This is a genomic window from Variovorax soli, from assembly GCF_031454625.1.
GTDB lineage: Bacteria > Pseudomonadota > Gammaproteobacteria > Burkholderiales > Burkholderiaceae_C > Variovorax > Variovorax soli_A.
In genome coordinates, this window is record NZ_JAVDRF010000005.1 from 16760 (window position 1) to 32124 (window position 15365).

Annotated in this window: 15 protein-coding genes; 7 read left to right on the top strand and 8 right to left on the bottom strand. The window is 69.6% G+C overall.

Annotation, left to right across the window (positions count from 1 at the left end; all coding sequences use genetic code 11):
• The first annotated feature begins 24 nt into the window (after positions 1-24).
• Complete coding sequence (locus tag J2739_RS12865; RefSeq protein WP_309902183.1) at positions 25-1167, top strand: zinc-binding dehydrogenase; 1143 nt, start codon at positions 25-27, stop codon at positions 1165-1167.
• 75 nt (positions 1168-1242) lie between these two features.
• On the opposite strand, the gene J2739_RS12870 is transcribed toward J2739_RS12865, so the two are convergent.
• On the bottom strand, positions 1243-1977 hold the full coding sequence (locus J2739_RS12870; protein ID WP_309902185.1) for a response regulator: 735 nt from the start codon (positions 1975-1977) through the stop codon (positions 1243-1245).
• A gap of 151 nt (positions 1978-2128) precedes the next feature.
• Here J2739_RS12870 and J2739_RS12875 point away from each other — a divergent pair, with 151 nt between their 5' ends.
• On the top strand, positions 2129-3094 hold the full coding sequence (locus tag J2739_RS12875) for a hypothetical protein (RefSeq protein ID WP_309902187.1): 966 nt from the start codon (positions 2129-2131) through the stop codon (positions 3092-3094).
• A 57-nt stretch (positions 3095-3151) separates the two neighbouring features.
• On the opposite strand, the gene J2739_RS12880 is transcribed toward J2739_RS12875, so the two are convergent.
• Entirely contained in the window at positions 3152-6124 is a 2973-nt protein-coding gene (locus J2739_RS12880; protein WP_309902189.1) for a PAS domain S-box protein, read from the bottom strand.
• Positions 6125-6322: 198 nt separating this feature from the next.
• Between J2739_RS12880 and J2739_RS12885 the strand changes: the two genes are divergently transcribed.
• Both J2739_RS12885 and J2739_RS12890 read left to right on the top strand, forming a co-directional pair.
• Positions 6323-6508 carry a hypothetical protein gene (locus tag J2739_RS12885; protein WP_309902192.1) on the top strand — a complete coding sequence of 62 codons (186 nt, stop codon included), beginning with the start codon at positions 6323-6325 and terminating at the stop codon, positions 6506-6508.
• 161 nt (positions 6509-6669) lie between these two features.
• Complete coding sequence (locus J2739_RS12890; RefSeq protein WP_309902194.1) at positions 6670-6867, top strand: hypothetical protein; 198 nt, start codon at positions 6670-6672, stop codon at positions 6865-6867.
• Positions 6868-6875: 8 nt separating this feature from the next.
• Here J2739_RS12890 and J2739_RS12895 read toward each other — a convergent pair whose 3' ends face one another.
• The 3 genes from J2739_RS12895 to J2739_RS12905 all read right to left on the bottom strand — a co-directional run bounded on the left by J2739_RS12895 (position 6876) and on the right by J2739_RS12905 (position 9819).
• A complete protein-coding gene (locus tag J2739_RS12895) occupies positions 6876-7634 on the bottom strand; it encodes an anti-sigma factor family protein (protein ID WP_309902196.1) in 759 nt (252 codons plus the stop codon).
• Positions 7631-8176: a sigma-70 family RNA polymerase sigma factor gene (locus J2739_RS12900; RefSeq protein ID WP_309902198.1), complete on the bottom strand. Its 546-nt coding sequence runs from the start codon at positions 8174-8176 to the stop codon at positions 7631-7633. The genes J2739_RS12895 and J2739_RS12900 overlap by 4 nt, the downstream gene beginning before the upstream one ends.
• Positions 8177-8268: 92 nt before the next feature.
• Positions 8269-9819 carry a cytochrome P450 gene (locus tag J2739_RS12905; protein ID WP_309902200.1) on the bottom strand — a complete coding sequence of 517 codons (1551 nt, stop codon included), beginning with the start codon at positions 9817-9819 and terminating at the stop codon, positions 8269-8271.
• A gap of 92 nt (positions 9820-9911) precedes the next feature.
• On the opposite strand from J2739_RS12905, the gene J2739_RS12910 reads away from it, so the two are divergent.
• The 3 genes from J2739_RS12910 (at position 9912) to J2739_RS12920 (ending at position 12132) form a co-directional block, all read left to right on the top strand.
• Complete coding sequence (locus tag J2739_RS12910) at positions 9912-10805, top strand: metallophosphoesterase family protein (protein ID WP_309902202.1); 894 nt, start codon at positions 9912-9914, stop codon at positions 10803-10805.
• On the top strand, positions 10802-11155 hold the full coding sequence (locus J2739_RS12915) for a cupredoxin domain-containing protein (protein WP_309902204.1): 354 nt from the start codon (positions 10802-10804) through the stop codon (positions 11153-11155). Before J2739_RS12910 ends, J2739_RS12915 begins: the two co-directional genes overlap by 4 nt.
• A 62-nt stretch (positions 11156-11217) precedes the next feature.
• Positions 11218-12132: a protein NO VEIN domain-containing protein gene (locus J2739_RS12920; protein WP_309902206.1), complete on the top strand. Its 915-nt coding sequence runs from the start codon at positions 11218-11220 to the stop codon at positions 12130-12132.
• 60 nt (positions 12133-12192) lie between these two features.
• On the opposite strand, the gene J2739_RS12925 is transcribed toward J2739_RS12920, so the two are convergent.
• From J2739_RS12925 to J2739_RS12935, 3 genes are all read right to left on the bottom strand, one after another.
• Positions 12193-13452, bottom strand: a complete 1260-nt coding sequence (locus tag J2739_RS12925) for a hypothetical protein (protein ID WP_309902208.1) — start codon at positions 13450-13452, stop codon at positions 12193-12195.
• A 185-nt stretch (positions 13453-13637) separates the two neighbouring features.
• On the bottom strand, positions 13638-13955 hold the full coding sequence (locus J2739_RS12930; RefSeq protein ID WP_309902210.1) for a hypothetical protein: 318 nt from the start codon (positions 13953-13955) through the stop codon (positions 13638-13640).
• A gap of 35 nt (positions 13956-13990) precedes the next feature.
• A complete protein-coding gene (locus J2739_RS12935; RefSeq protein WP_309902212.1) occupies positions 13991-15238 on the bottom strand; it encodes an NAD(P)/FAD-dependent oxidoreductase in 1248 nt (415 codons plus the stop codon).
• Positions 15239-15365 lie beyond the last annotated feature (127 nt).

Genomic DNA, 15365 nt, shown 5'->3' on the forward strand with positions numbered 1-15365 from the left:
GCGCGCTCACCCAGGAGACGCGTCATGCCCATCGAGATTCCCCGCACGGCCCTCCAGCTCCGCTCGCTGATCAAGCGGAGCGGCGAGCTCGAACTCTCGCTGTTCGAAGAAGCCATCCCCCCACCCAAGCCCGACGAAGTGATCGTGCGCGTCGAAGCCGCGCCGATGAACCCCTCCGACCTCGGCCTGCTGTTCGGCGCGGCCGACATGAAAACGGCCAAGGCCGGCGGCACGCCCGAGCGGCCCGTGATCACCGCGACCGTCCCCGACGCCGCCATGAAGGCCATGGCCGGCCGGCTCGACCAGTCCATGCCGGTCGGCAACGAAGGCGCCGGCGTGGTGGTCGCAGCCGGCGCATCGCCCACGGCGCAGGCGCAGCTGGGCAAGACGGTCGCCGCGATCGGCGGCGCGATGTACACGCAGTACCGCTGCCTCCCCGCCGCCCAGTGCATGCCGCTGCCGGAGGGCACCACGCCGGCCGAGGGCGCCTCTGCCTTCGTCAATCCGCTCACCGCGCTGGGCATGGTCGAGACCATGAAACGCGAAGGCCACAAGGCGCTGGTGCACACCGCCGCCGCCTCGAATCTCGGGCAGATGCTCAACCGCATCTGCCTCGCGGACGGCATCGAGCTGGTCAACATCGTGCGCAGGAAGGAGCAGGCGGACATCCTGCGCGCGATCGGCGCAAAGCACGTGTGCGACGCCAGCGCGCCTGCCTTCATGGAAGACCTGACCGAGGCGTTGGCCGTCACCGGCGCGACGCTGGCCTTCGATGCCATCGGGGGCGGCAAGCTGGCCGGGCAGATCCTCAACGCCATGGAGGCGGCGCTCCTGCGCAAGTCGACCGAGTACAGCCGCTACGGGACGACGACCCACAAGCAGGTCTACATCTACGGCGGCCTGGACCGCGGCCCGACCGAGTTCACGCGCGGCTTCGGCATGAGCTGGGGCATGGGCGGCTGGCTGCTCTTTTCCTTCCTGCAGAAGATCGGGCCCGAGCAGGCCGCGAAGCTCAAGGCGCGCGTCGCAGCGGAGCTCAAGACCACCTTCGCCAGTCACTACACGCGCGAGGTGTCGATGCGCGAGGCCCTGAAGCCCGAGGAGATCGCGGTCTACGGCAGGCAGGCGACCGGCGAGAAGTACTTGCTCAACCCGAATCGCGCCTAGGCTTGCCGCGGCTTCTGCGGCACCTCTTCGGCCCCTGCGTCCGGCTGCCCGTAGCCGGTTTTCACCACCTCGTGGCTACGCATCCGGCACGTACATGTAACCCGCATTGCGCACCGTCCTGATGCAGCGCGGCTCGCCCGTCGGGTCGGGCTCGATCTTGCGGCGCAGGCGGCCGATCCGAATGTCGATCGAGCGGTCGAAGGGCTCCCATTCGCGGTTGCGGGTGTGCACCAGCAGCTGGTCGCGCGAGAGCACGCGGTTCGGGTTGGCCAGGAACACCCGCAACAGCTCGAACTCCATTGCCGTCAACGTGACCTCGGTGCCGTCGCGTTCGAACAGCCGGCGCGCCTCCACGTCCACCTCGCAGCGGCCGAAGCGCTGCCGGCTGCCGCCCAGCGGTGCGGGCGCCGTGGCCGGCGGCTCGGGCGCCCCGGTTCGCGCGCGCGTGCGGCGCAGCACGCTCTTCAGGCGCGCCAGCAGCTCGCGCGGGTCGAACGGCTTGGCGATGTAGTCGTCGGCGCCGATCTCCAGGCCGACCACGCGGTCGATCACGTCGCCGGAGGCCGTCACCATGATGATCGCCATGTCGTGCCGCTCGCGCAGGTACTTGGCCAGGCTCAGGCCGTCCTCGCCGGGAAGCCGGATATCGAGCAGCACGACGTGTGGCGACTCGCGCTCCAGGCACTCGCGCATCTGCGGGCCGCTGGATGCCTCGCTCATCGCAAAGCCGTGCCCCCCGAGGTACTCGCGCAGCATGGCGCGCACCGAGGCGTCGTCGTCGACGATGAGCACGCGCGTGGACTGGTCCATGCGCGGCATTCTGCGCGACACCCGGGCGCTACACAACCGCAACACAGGCGGTGACAGCTGAAGCGCTCCCGTTACCAGCGCCGCCCAGACTGGCGGCCAGGGTCAGGCAACGCCGGCCCTGCATGTTTATCCCAACCTGAGGAACCGAGCCATGAACAGCACCAGCACCGAGCGTTACGCCAAAGTCATCGAAGTCTCCAAGCGCGTCCGCTGGGAGATCGATCGCGACATCATCCGCGGCCGCGGATTCGATTACAGCCGCCACTTCCTGCCCGACGGCCTTTCGCTCGCGGACGAGCTACCGTTCCTCGGCGGCGAGGAGCGGCGCCTGCTCAGCCAGGTCCAGGGGCGCACCTATGCCTATATGTTCGGCCTGGTGGAGCGCTTCATCGCCGCGAAGGTGATGGAGCTCGGGCGCGCGCAGGCCCTCGGGGACCAGGTCGCCATGGAGGCGCTGGTGCGCATGACGGACGAGGAGCTCAAGCACCAGAAGCTCTTCCGCCAGCTGGAGTCGATGATGGGGCAGGACATGCCGTCGGGCTATGTCATGAGTGCCGATCCCGACGCGATCGCGCAGGCGGTGCTCGGCAGCGGCAACTGGGCCGTGCTCGCGCTGACCCTCTACATCGAGCTCTTCTCGCAAGCCCACTACCGCGCCAGCATCGCGCCCGACGAGCATATCTGCCCGTTGTGGAAGGATGTCTTCCTCTACCACTGGCGCGAGGAGTCGCAGCACGCGATCCTCGACGAGATGGAGTTCCTGAAGGAGGACGCTCGCCTCGACGAGGCCGGGCGCGACGTCGCCGTCGGCGAGCTGATCGCGCTGGTCGGCGCGGTCGACGCCACCGTGCAGGCGCAGGCCGCGGCCGATGCAGGGTACTTCTGCGGGATCACCGGGCTGTCCGGGCATGCCGAACGCGCCGCGGCCGTCCATGCGCTGGTGCTGAAGGCCTACCGCTGGCAGTACATCGTGTCCGGTCTGCTGGAGCCGCGCTTCAACAAGGTCCTGTTCTCCTGCCTGAATGCGACGCAAGCCACCCGCATCCGCAACGCCACCGCGCCGCTCGGCTATGCGATGCCCAAGCAGCCGGGGGTGGCCGAAGCGATGGCGGCCTGAGTCGCGCGGGAGAGCCTTTTTGAAATCGGACGGCCGGACGTTCCCGTTCGCCGTCCCTCAGTCTCCCGTCGCCAGCGCCTCGCGCAGCACGGCGCGGAGGCGCTCGGCGTCGATCGGCTTGCGCAGCAGCGCATGCACGCCGCAACGCGCCAGCTCCTGCGGATCGAAGCTGCCGGCATTGCCGCTGACCAGAACCACCGGCAGGGTGGGGCGCAGCGCGCGGGCGCGGGCCGCGAGCTGCAGGCCGGTCATGTGCGGCATGGTCTGGTCGGTGACCAGCAGGTCGGTCTCGTGCGCGGGCTCGGCCAGCCAGGCGGCGGCCGTCTGCGGCTCGCGCTGCAGGCGCACGCGCAAGCCCCAGCTGGCCAGGCGCTCGACCAGGAAGTCGCCCACCATCGGATCGTCCTCCACCACCAGCACGCTGCCGCGCAGGGCCGGCGCCTCGGCGGCGGCACGCGCCGGGGCAGGGTCCGGGATCGCAGCGGGCGTGGCCGCGGCCCGCGGCAGCATCACGGAGAAGACCGAGCCGGCACCGGGCTCGGTGCGCAGGCGCAGGTGGCCGCCGTGGCCATGCACGATGCCGTGCACCATCGCCAGGCCCATGCCCGAGCCGCTGCCCGGTGCCTTGGTGGAGAAGAAGGGATCGAAGATGCGTTCCTGCAGCTCGGGCGCGATGCCGCTGCCGCCGTCGGCCACGCTGAGCTCGACCCAGGGCCCGTCGTCCACCGGCGCGCGGCAGGAGGCGCATTGCCAGCGTTCGTGCGCGTGGGCGCGCAGGTGCACGCTGATGCGGCCGGCGCCGTCCAGTGCGTCGCGCGCGTTGATGCACAGGTTGAACAGCACCTGCTCCAACTGCACCGGATCGATGGCCACGCACAGCGGCGAGCCGAAGTCGTCGACGCCGGCGTTGCCGTCCAGCGTGACCGAGGAGGGCAGGGTTGCCCGCAGCAGCCGCAGCGTCTGGCGCACCAGCGGCGCCACGTCGAGCACGCGCGCCTCGCCGCGCTGGCGGCGCGCGAAGGCCAGCATCTGCCCGATCAGGTCGCGCGCACGCTGCGCCGCCAGGTGGGCCTGGCCCAACTGGCGCAGCAGCACCGCATCGCCGACGGACTTGCAGCGCTCCTCGCCCAGCACGAGGTAGCCGATGACGCTGGTCAGGATGTTGTTGAAGTCGTGCGCGATGCCGCCGGTGAGCTGGCCGATGGCCTCCATCTTCTGCGCCTGGCGCAGCTGCGCCTCCAGCGCGAGGCGGGCCGTCTCGGCGTCCCGGCGCGCGCTGATGTCGCGCACGTGCCCCACGAAGATGTTGCCCTCGGGCGACTCGGCCACGCTCACCGCGAGCTCGACCGGAATCTCCTCGCCGCTGGCGGTGAGCGCGGTCGACTCGACCAGCCGGCCCAGCATCGGCCCGCTGCCGGTGATCGGGAACTCGCGAATCCAGCGCTCGTGCGCTTCGCGCCGGCGCTCGGGCACGATCACCTCGGCCACCGGCCGGCCCAGCACCGCCTCGCGCCGGTAGCCGAACACGCGTTCGGCAGCAGCGTTGAACTCGACGATGCGGCCCTCCGCATCCATGCCGATCACGCAGTCGAAGGCCGCTTCCACCGTGGCGCGCAACCGCGCCTCGCTGCGCTGCAGGGCGCGCTCGCGTTCGCGGCGCTCGGTGATGTCGTGCGCGAAGCCCAGGATGTGGCGGCGGCCGTTGAAGCTCACCGCCTTCAGCCGCACCTCGTCCCAGTGCAGGCTGCCGTCCTTGTTGCGGCGCTGCCATTCGAAGGAAGGGCAGTGGCCCTGCTTGGCGAGCTCGATCCAGCGCAGCGCGTCCGCGGCGGTGTAGGGCGGAACGCCGGAGCTGACGTCGGCCACCGAGAGCCGCGTCAGTTCCTCGTGCGTGTAGCCGTAGGTCTCGCAGGCCTTGGTGTTGACGTCCAGGATGCGATCGGAGTCCCAGTCGTGCACGAAGATCGCGTCTTCCGCCGTCTCGAAGATGGCGCGGTAGCTCGCCTCCGACTGCTGCAGGGCCTCGTTCGCGGCCAGGCGCTCGACTTCGGCCGCGGCGCGCATGGCGAAGATCTTGAGCATCGACTCCACCCGGTCCAGCTGCGTCAGTGGCCGGCGCGAAGCCACGGACACCACGCCCAGCGGCGTGCCGTCGAGCGCGGTGAGCGGGTAGCCGGCGTAGCTGACGGTGCCTTGCGTCTTCGCTTCCTCGTCATCGGGGAACAGCGCCTGCAGCCCGTGCGGGTAGGCGCGGAACTGCTGCCCCAGCACCTTCTCGCACGGCGTGCCGGCGATGGCGTAGCGGATGTCGTGCAGCACCTGGCCGTCGTACTGCATCGCGAGCATGGTCAGCTGGCAGGGCTCGTCGGCGGCGCGGCGCGCGATGAAGGCCACCTCCACGTGCAGGATGGTCGCCAGCAGCTTCACCAGTTCGTCGAACACCGTGTCGCTGCGCGCGCCCGAGACCGCCAGCGCGGCCGCGCGCAGCGCCGCGTCCGTGCGGGTGCGCTCGATCTCGGCGGCCGCGCGGCCGGCGACGATCTTGAGCATGGCCTCGGCATGCGCGGCGTCGCCGCCGGCAATCGGCACGCGGTCCATCGCCACCAGCAGACCCAGCGCCTCGCCCTGGCTGTCGCGCAGCGGAAAGGCGGCGTAGGCGTCCATTCCCTTGGCCGCGAACAGCGAGCCCCGCGGGAACTCCGCTGCGACGCCACTCGCCATGTAGCGGAACTCGCGCCCGACCACGTGCGCGCAGGGCGTGCCCTGCAGCACATAGTCGAAGTTCTTCAAGCTCTTGCCGTCCAGCCGCACGGCCAGGGTCCGCATCACGCTGCAGGCATCGTCGCAGAACACGGCGATGAACACGGTGGGCACCGCCAGCGCCTCGGCCAGCTCGCCCACCAGGGCGCCGAACAGGCCCGGCCCGCCCGGGTGGGCAACCGCCAGCGCCACGCGGCGCAGCGATTGCAATTGCGCCGAGAGGCGGTCGATCGTCACGCCGTCGCTGGGGGTCGCTGCGGTGGCTTGCATGGCGCCAGTCTAGGCCTGGCGCGCCTGGCCGTGGCCCTCATTGCCTGCTCGATACACGCCGGATACATGATGGTTGCAGCGGCCCGGCCGCGCAGCGAAACGGCTACGGAGGCGCGGGCGCTCGAAATGAAGCGAATACCCTCGGCCGCCATCCTTGCGGCATCGGCCCGCTTGAGGCCGCGTCCACGAGGAACCGTGATGTTCGAGCGCCCATTTGCCCCGTCCGTCGATGCCCTGGTCCGCCTGCGCGAGCGCCTGCATGCGTGGCTGATCCTGCTGCACTGGCAGGCGCGCGGGCCGATGGCTCGGGAGCTGCATCGCCTGCGGCCGGGCATCGCTTCGCTGCTGGGCCATGCGCTGGCGGCCCTGCTGAGTTCCGGCTAGCGTTCCTTGAACGGCGAGCCTTGAACGGCGAGCCTTGAACGGCGAGAACAGATAGCTGCCGAAACCGTGGCCTTTTACCGGCATCCGGCACCGCAGCCAGGATCGGAGAGCTTCTGGCTGAGAACCTTCGGTTTAGCATTTCTTCGCCACCGAAAAACCCCATGAACACCTACCGCACGCTCAACCAGGCCACCGGCGTCGCCCGCACGCTCAGCGCGCAGAGTGATCGAACCGTCATCGTCTACCGGACCTCCGACGACAAGTACGTGACGGCCTCCCCGAAGGACCCAGTCCTGGGGACGATCGAAGGCGTGTACCGCAACGGCTATGCGGTGCGGACGGTGCTGACGCGGTTGTAGCCTCGCCTTCAATCCGCCGGCGCGCGCACCAGCTCGCCGAAGCGCCGCAGATCGCGCGGCTCGACATCCGAGATCGCAGCGAAGCGCAGCCCGCCAGCGCTCCATGTCAGCAGCGAGAAGCCGCGCAGCGTCGACTCGACCGGCGCCTCTTGCGCCGCGCTTGCCGCGCGCGTGACGAACAGGGTGATCTCGTGCCGCCGTATGCGATAGACAAGGGCCGCGGCGGGCTGGCCGCCGAGGTGGTCGAGACGGCCGCCGATCAAGGTGAAACCCTGGCTGCCCAGGTCGCGCACCGGCGGCGCGAAATCCAGCTTCCCGGCAAACCAGGGCTTGACGACGTGGCGGTCCTCCGACAGCACCGCGACCAGCGCATCGGACCGGGCCAGCGAGGCCACATGGCGTGCGACCAGCTGCTCGCTCAGGTCGGGGTCGCGCGGCGCGCCCACCCACAATCCCACGACGAAGGCCAGCGAGGCGGTCGCGCCCGCCAGCAGCAGCGCCTGCCACCAGCCCACGCTGCGCGAGCGCCCCGCGCGGCCCGCATCTTCAACCCGCGTCAGCGTGTGCTGGATGGCGCGCCGCAGGGCAGCCGGCGCCGGCTCGCGCGGCAACTGCCGCAGCGCCGCGCGCAGGCTGCTGCGCTCGGCCAGCCGCGCCGCACAGGCCGGGCAGGCCGCCAGATGCTGCACCACCTGCGCGCTGGTGGCCGTGTCCAGCTCATCATCGAGGTGAGCGTCCAGCACCTTCAGCGCATGTTCGCAGTTCACGGCAGCTTCCTCGCGTCGGGCGCGCGCAGGCCCCGCGCCAGCCGTTCGCGGCCCCGGGCCAGCCGGGACATCACCGTGCCGATGGGGACGCCGACCACCGCGCTGATCTCGCGGTAGCTGAGCTCCTCGATCTCCCGCAGGATCAGCACTTCGCGAAACTCCCGCGGCAGCGTCTCCATGCAGGCGTGCAAACGGCGCAGGTCCGAGGCGCGGATGGCGAGCGACTCGGGCGACTCGGCCGCGCAGGCCGCGTCCTGCAGTGCCTCGCCGTGGGCCTCTTCGTCATAGCTTTCCTCGACGCTGCGGCGCCGCGCGCGGCCCAGTCCATCGAGGCAGGCGCGGCGCACGATGGCCATGAACCACGCCTTCGGGCTGGGGCCCAGCATGCCGTCGAAGAAGCGGAAGGCGCGCAGGCTCGCGTCCTGCACCGCATCCTGCGCGGCCGCGTCGTCGCGCAGCACCCAGCGCGCCAGGTTGTAGGCGGCATCGAGGTGGACCAGGATCGTGGTCTCGAAGCGTTCTCGGCGGCTGGGTTCGTCCACGGGTCGCTGCTCGCGGTGAGGGAGGGGCCGGTCTTCTCATGCATCCGTCATGAAGACCGGCGCCGCGCGCACTTTATTCCCGCCGCACGCAGCTAGCAGGGCTTCGCCCGGGCGCCGGTCGTCAGGCGCATCCGCAAGCCGACCGGATGCATCGTGAATTCCAGGATCTCCTCCGGCGGCGTGCCATCGGGCGTCGACACGTCGAGCAGCTGGAAATTGCGCGCGAGCATGCTGAGGACCAGATTGATCTCCATCATGGCCAGATACCGCCCCGGGCAGAGTCTGGGCCCGGCGCCGAACGGCATCGACAGGCGTTTGGGCGAATGAACGGAGCCGGCGCCGTCGGCGAGCCATCGCTCGGGCCGGAACTCGCTCGCGGCTTCGACGGCGGACTCGTCGACGGCGGCGGGCCGCATCGCCAGGAACAGCCGGGTTCCCTTGGGGATGCGAACCTCCCGGATCGTCGTGTCTTCGATGGCATCGAGGATCAGCAGCGGCGCGACGGGCCGAAGGCGCATCGCCTCGCTGGCGCAAGCTTCGGCGTAGCGAAGTGACCTGACTTGATCCACCGACTGCGCGACGGGCTCCCCTCTCAGGACGGCGCGGGCCTCGGCGACGAGATGGGTCCATGCCGCCGGGTGCTGGTGAAGCAGGTAGATCGTCCAGGCCAGCGTATTGGCCGTGGTGTCCTCCGACGCGCTGAGCATCGTGAAGACGTTGCCGTGGATGTCCGCTTCGCTCAGCGTGCTGCCGTCGGCGTCTCGCGCGGCGAGCATGGCTTCGAGCAGGTCGGTCGGCTGCTCTCGTCTCTCCGGGTGCTGCCGCAGTCGCTCCCGTGCCTGCTCGACGATGGCCTGGATGACGCGATGGATCGCGGCGATGTGCCTGTCGTAGACGATGTCCGATGGCAGGCGGAAGTACCGCCAGTACGGAAACGGCAGATTCATCCGGCGAAACAGCATCGGGAACATGTGCTTCAGGTGCTCGTGCAGGTCGCTTCTTTCGTCCTCGATGGTGTTGATGTCGATGCCGAAGGAGATGCCGGACGCTGCGTCCACCGAGTAGCGCATCAGTTCGGCCTGCAGGTTCATGACCGTTGCCGCGTGTGCGGCGACGATCCACCGGTTGCGCAGTCGCCGGGTCACGCGAACGAGGGACGGCATGTAGTTGCGCAGGTGCTCGGGGTCGAATCCGGTCATGACCAGGCGGCGTTGCCGGCGCCACTCGTCGCCCTCCGCGGCGAACACGCCGTAGGCCGCGGATTCGCGCGCGATGGAAGCCAAATTGTTGGGGCGGCTCCAGGTCTCGGGGCGGGCGCGCAGGACGGCCGCGATGTCCTCGGCCCTGGTGATGACGACCACGTCCTGCTTCGCCATCCTGAGGTGGTAGATGTCGCCGTAGGTCCTGGCCCAGCCCTCGAGCTGAAGATGCAGGCGAGGCACCTTCATCTGCAGAAGATTGCCAGTCAGAGGCCACTGTCTCGGTCCCGGCAGCGCGTCGATCGAGGTGGGCCGCTGCGCTGTTGCGGTGGCGCGCCCGGAGACAGAACTCATCCTTTCCTCCTCGCCTTCACGCGATCGAGCGTCCCGCGCAGGGGCGCTCGAAGCGTCGTGCATCGTACGCCGCCGGCGGTCGCGCGGCAACGCGGAAGAAGCGGGAATAAAGGTCCCGGTGCCCCGGTCTTGGCAGGTATCCGGCGTCTTGCCGGCGCCAACCTACTTAGAAAGGCAAGACCATGGGCCTGCATCTTCCCGATCGCCGCGAATTCCTCGGCCTGGCCGGCCTTGGCGGCCTGGTCGTGGCCTCGGCGCTGCCAGGCTGCGCGCAGCTCGGTTCACCGGCTTCGGCCGGCGAGGACTTCTTCTTCGTGCAGCTTTCAGACCTGCATTGGGGTTATGCGAATCCCAAGGTCAACCCCGAACCGCAGCAGTCGCTGACGCGCGCCATCGCCGCAGTCAATGCGCTGCCGGTGCAGCCCGACTTCGTGGTCTTCACCGGCGACCTGACGCAAACGACCGATGACCCGAAGCTGCGGCGCGCGCGCCTGCGAGAGGTCCAGGAGATGGCCGCAGGGCTGAAGGCGCCGAAGACCTGGTTCTTCGCTGGCGAGCACGACGCCGCACTGGACCGCGGCGAGGCCTACCTGGAGGTCTTCGGCGGCGCGCTCAATTACAGCTTCGACCACCAGGGCGTGCACTTCGTCGTGCTCGACAACGTGTCGCAGCCGGCGCCCGTGCTCGGGGGCGCGCAGCTCGATTGGCTGAAGGAGGACCTGGCGGGGCGGCCGCCCGAAGCGCCGATCGTGGTGCTGACCCACAGGCCGCTGTTCGCGCTCGCGCCGCAATGGGACTGGGCGACGCGCGATGGCGACGCCGCGATCGCGCTGCTCTCGGCGCATCGCAACGTCACCGTGTTCTACGGCCACATCCATCATGAGCATCACCAGATGACGGGGCACATCGGCCATCACTCCGCGCTGTCGGTGATGTTCCCGTTGTCGCCGCTGGGCACGGCCGCGCAGAAGACCCAGCTGCCCTGGGATGCGGCGCAGCCCTTCAAGGGCCTCGGGTGGCGCAGCGTCGACTGGCGGGCCGGGGCCGCGCGCCCGCGCGAGCATTTGCTGGCATGAAGCGGCGGAAATTCGCCCTCGCCGGCGCGGCCTGGCTGGCGCTGCACGGCGCGCGCTCGGCCGAGAGTCCGGGCCGGCGCCTCGAGCTCGTGGCGACGCGCTTCAGCTTCTCGCCGCGCGAGTTGCACGCCGCGGATGGCGAGCGCCTCACGATCGCGATCCGCTCGACCGATTTCGTCCACGGCTTTTCCATTCCCGATCTGAAAGTGCGCATCGACGCGCCTCCGGGCCGGACCGTGGAACTGGTGCTCCCCGCGCTGGCGCCGGGCCGCTATGCCTGCCTCTGCGACAACTTCTGCGGCGAGGGGCACGACCAGATGGTCGCCACCCTGCTGGTCGGCGCGGCCTGAGGCCCGGCGACGCGGGTGGCGTGCATACTCGAAGCGCTTGCAACTCGCCGAACCACTCCGAAATGGACAAAGAAGTCGACCCCGCGGTCCTCGCCGTCATCAATGAAAAGCGCCTGACGGGGGAGAAGCGCACTCCCGTCGACATCATCGCCAGGATGGGCGTGTTCGATGCCCGCCAGCAAGCGTCCGAGAACGCCTGGCTGGCCACCGGCGACACCGTCATCGCCACGCTCTGGGCCGAGTTCGTGAGCGTCGGCGCCGGCGGGCGATGGTTCTATCTCGAGTCGTTGGATGTGCAGCATCGCGTCGGAGGCGGCGAACGCAGCGCGCTGCAGGTCCAGCGCGCCAAGAACCGGCTCGACCTGCTCAAGCGCTCGCTGGACGCGGGCCGCGCGTTGAGGGCCGTGCTGCAGACCAACCGCGTGGCCATTCGCGACCTGGAGACCGACCGGTCTGCCAAGGTCTCGACACGGGTGCCGGACGACCAGGAATGGCACATCGCCACGTGGGAACCCGATCAAAAAATGGCCGTCCTGGTGCGCGGCCCGCGCGGGTGGCTGCCCACGGAAGATGAACTGCAGGCCGCACGTGCGCGGGGCAGCGTTCCGGCGGTGATTCAGCATGGCGTTTCGGGCCCGGCATCCCGCGAAGAGGTGCAGGCGGCCGCGATGGACTACCTGACGCGTCACTTCGCGGGCTACGGGTACAAGGCCGAGAACGTGGCCGGCCAAAATCTCGGCTACGACATCGAGGTGTCGGACAAGAAGGGCGCCACCTTGCTCAAGCTCGCGGTGAAGGGCACCGGCCCGGGGGTGACCAGCTTCCAGCTCACGGGCGAGGAGCGCGCGTGCGCCAAGCGGGGTGACCCATGGCGGCTTGCGGTGGTCACGGACGCCCTCGGCCCCACGGCGCAGCACAAGCTGTACAAGCCCAACGAGATCGACAAGGCGCCGGGGCTCGAACCGCTGCTCGAATAGCAACGCCGCCGCGGCCGCCTCGCACATGGCAGCTGCGGCAGCGGCGAAAGAGTTCGAGCTTCAGTCGATCAAGCCGAACTGCATGTATCCGCCTTGCGGACCGCGGGCTCCCACCACGGCTGCGATCTTGCCGCTCTGGACGAGGAAGTAGGCGCCGCTGCTGCCCCCCAGCGGCGCGACCCGGATGTTCAGCGCAGCCGGCGCTCCGATCTGGCTCACCGTGAGGCCGAGCGTCCCGTTGCTGCCATCCGGGCGAATGAAGCCGGTCGCATAGCTCGACGCATCGAGGTTCAGGGTGCCCCACGTGCCATTCGTATCGGAGGCGATGGCCGTCGATGACGGCCAAGCGTCTTGCTGCCGGACGCCGACCCGGAACACCACTTCACCGGGCGCACCGATGGCGGCGGCGCCGGCCGACAGGTAGACGTTCTCGCCACCGATCCTCGCGATCGAGAACACGCCGGTGTCCGCCGGGTTCGCCACATTGGTGATGCGCCAGTCGGTCGGGGCGGAAGCGGGCGTGACGTTGTAGGTCCGCACCGATGAGGCAGGACAGTTCGCCACCGCCGTGATCGCCACCTCATCGCACATCAGCACCTGCGCGCCGCCGGCGGTGACCGCGACCTGCCGGATGTTCGAGTCGCGCGTCGTCGCCGTCAGGTTGATGCCGAGGCGGTTGTAGGTCCCGGCGAGCTCGGCCTGCGTCGTCACCAGCGCCTTCGAAGCGATGAACGGCTGTACCGCGAAGGCCGTGGTGCTCCCTGCCTGCGCAAAGGGGAAAGCGCCGACCACGGTGTTGTCCGCGAGGCGGAAGCGGGCGGTGTTGACGGTCGAGGTGATGCGCGAGCTCTTGAAGAGATAGCCGTTGGCCACTGTCGAATCCACGGCGAAAGTGTCCGACGCCGCTGTGCCGGCGTCGTCCGTCATCGTGTAGCTCATCGTGTCGAAGTCGAGCGCCAGCGTCTGCTTGCTGCCGTTGGTCGCGTACACGCGGTACTGCGCGTTGCGTGCGTCTCCGCCAGCGATCCTGAAGACGGCACTCTTGGTGAGCGCAGCGTTCGCGCTTGCCTTGGCGCTCACGGTGAAGTTCGACGCAGCGGTCGTCGTGTTGACGATCTGCGCCTTCCACCTGGTGGGCGAGATGTCGGCGTTGCGCAGGGTGACCGCGTCTGCGGTCCCGCTGGCGCTCGTCCAGTCGGCGTTCTGGTTGGGCACCACCTCGATCGTGTCGCCCGGCTTCGCGGCATACAGCCCGTCCGTTCCGGCTGTCGCAGCAGCCCCGTTGACATTGACCGTCAACGTCATCGGCGTCGTTGCCACGATCGGCAAAGCGAAGCCGCCGCCTCCACCTCCGCCCCCACCGCAGCCAGCAAGACCGCCGACCAACATCGCCATTCCGGCGAACACGCTCCAAGACCTCATCGTTCAGTTCCGTTGTTTTTCGTTGTGCCGGCCGCGGTCGGACTGACCGCCGCCTGAGCGCGGGGATAGTAACGGAGCGTTTCTTATAGGCTGCGTGAAATCTGTCTCGTTTTCTGGTCTGACGATTCGTCAGGCTGACGCACCTCGAGCGCGTCCGGATCGGCGCTCAGTTGTGCGGCCAGGTCACGCAACTCGTCGAGCCGGTCCTCGTCGGGCTCGGGATAGGTCAGGCGCCAATCCTCGATCAGCTGAGACACGGCGGGGCGGTTCAAGGACTCGAGCTGGCCCAGCAACTGCGCCTGCTCGGCGGTGCGCAGGCTTTGCAGATGCACGCACCGGTAGTTCTCCAGGCCCACCAGGCACATGCCCAGCACGGCAAAGGCGATGACGTTCTTCAGCATGCTCTTGTTCTCCACACGAGCTCTCCGACGCGCCCTCAACCGAACCGGCGCGCGAGATAAGGCGCCGGATCGATGAACGGAGGCTCGCCGCTGATGAGCTCGGCAACGAGCCGGCCGGTGACGGGCCCCAGCGTGAAGCCCTGGTGCGCATGGCCGAAGTTGAACCACAAGCCCTTATGGCGCGGCGCGGCGCCGAGCACCGGCTTCATGTCGACGGTGCAGGGCCGCGAGCCCAGCCACGGCGCGGCCTCGACCGGCTTGCCCAGCGGCACGAGCTCGCGCGTCGACTGTTCGGCGCGGCCGAGCTGGACCGGGGTGGCCGCCGCATCCTGGCGCGCGAACTCGGCGCCGGTGGTGAGCCGCAGGCCGCGCGACATCGGCGCCAGCATCACGCCGCGTTCGACGTCCAGCATCGGCAGCCGGAGCCCGGCGTCCCCTTCGTAGTGGCGGTGGTAGCCCCGCTTGATGAACAAGGGCAGCCGGTACTCGAGGGTGCGCAGCAGCGCATCGGCCCAGGGCCCCAGCGCGACGACTGCGTCTTCCGCCTGGACCGGGCCGCCCTCTGCATCGACGGACCAGCCGGCGCCAACGGGCCGCAGCGTCATCGCATCGCCCAACGCGAAGCGGCCGCCGCGCCGGACGAAGAGCCGGGCGTAGCGCGCGACCAGCTCGCCCGGATCGCGCACGCTCCACGGATCGGTCCAGTGGATGGCCCCCGCGAGCGTGCGCTGCAGCGCGGGCTCCGCCGACGCAAGCGCGTCGCCGCCGAGCACGGAGCAGCCCAGGCCGTGCGCGCTCGCCACGTCCGTCGCTTCGCTCGCAGCCGCATCGAAGGCCCGGCGCGAGCGATAGATCTGCCGCCATCCCTCCCTGCGCACCAGCTCGCCGGCGCCGGCCTGCTCGATCCAGAACGCGTGCTCGTCGATGCATTGCTCGATCAGCCGGCTGTAGGCCGGAACGATCGCGGCGTAGCTCGCAGGCGCGGACGAGCGCCAATACGAGAACAAGCGGGGTCCGAGTCGCCACAGGGCTTCCATGTGGTAGTGGGCGTCGTTGCTGCGGCCGGTGGCGACGCACAGCAGGGTCCCGATGTCGCGCGGGAACGCGTAAGGCCGCACCGCCTCGCGCTGGATGATGCCGGCGTTTCCGTAGGAGGTTTCGAGCCCCGGCATCTTCCGGTCGACGAGCGTGACGGCATGGCCGCGCAGCTGCAGCGCGAGCGCCGTGCTGACGCCGACGATGCCCGCGCCGAGGACCACCACCTCCTTGGGCGTGTGCGCCATCGATCCGCTCACGCCCAGGGCGCGGCCAAGGCCTGGCGCGCGAGACGCACGGGCGACGCGAGGCCGCCGGGTTCAGGAATCGGGAGGATGCAGGGAGGAGGGGTCATCGAAGTGTGGGGGCGAAGGG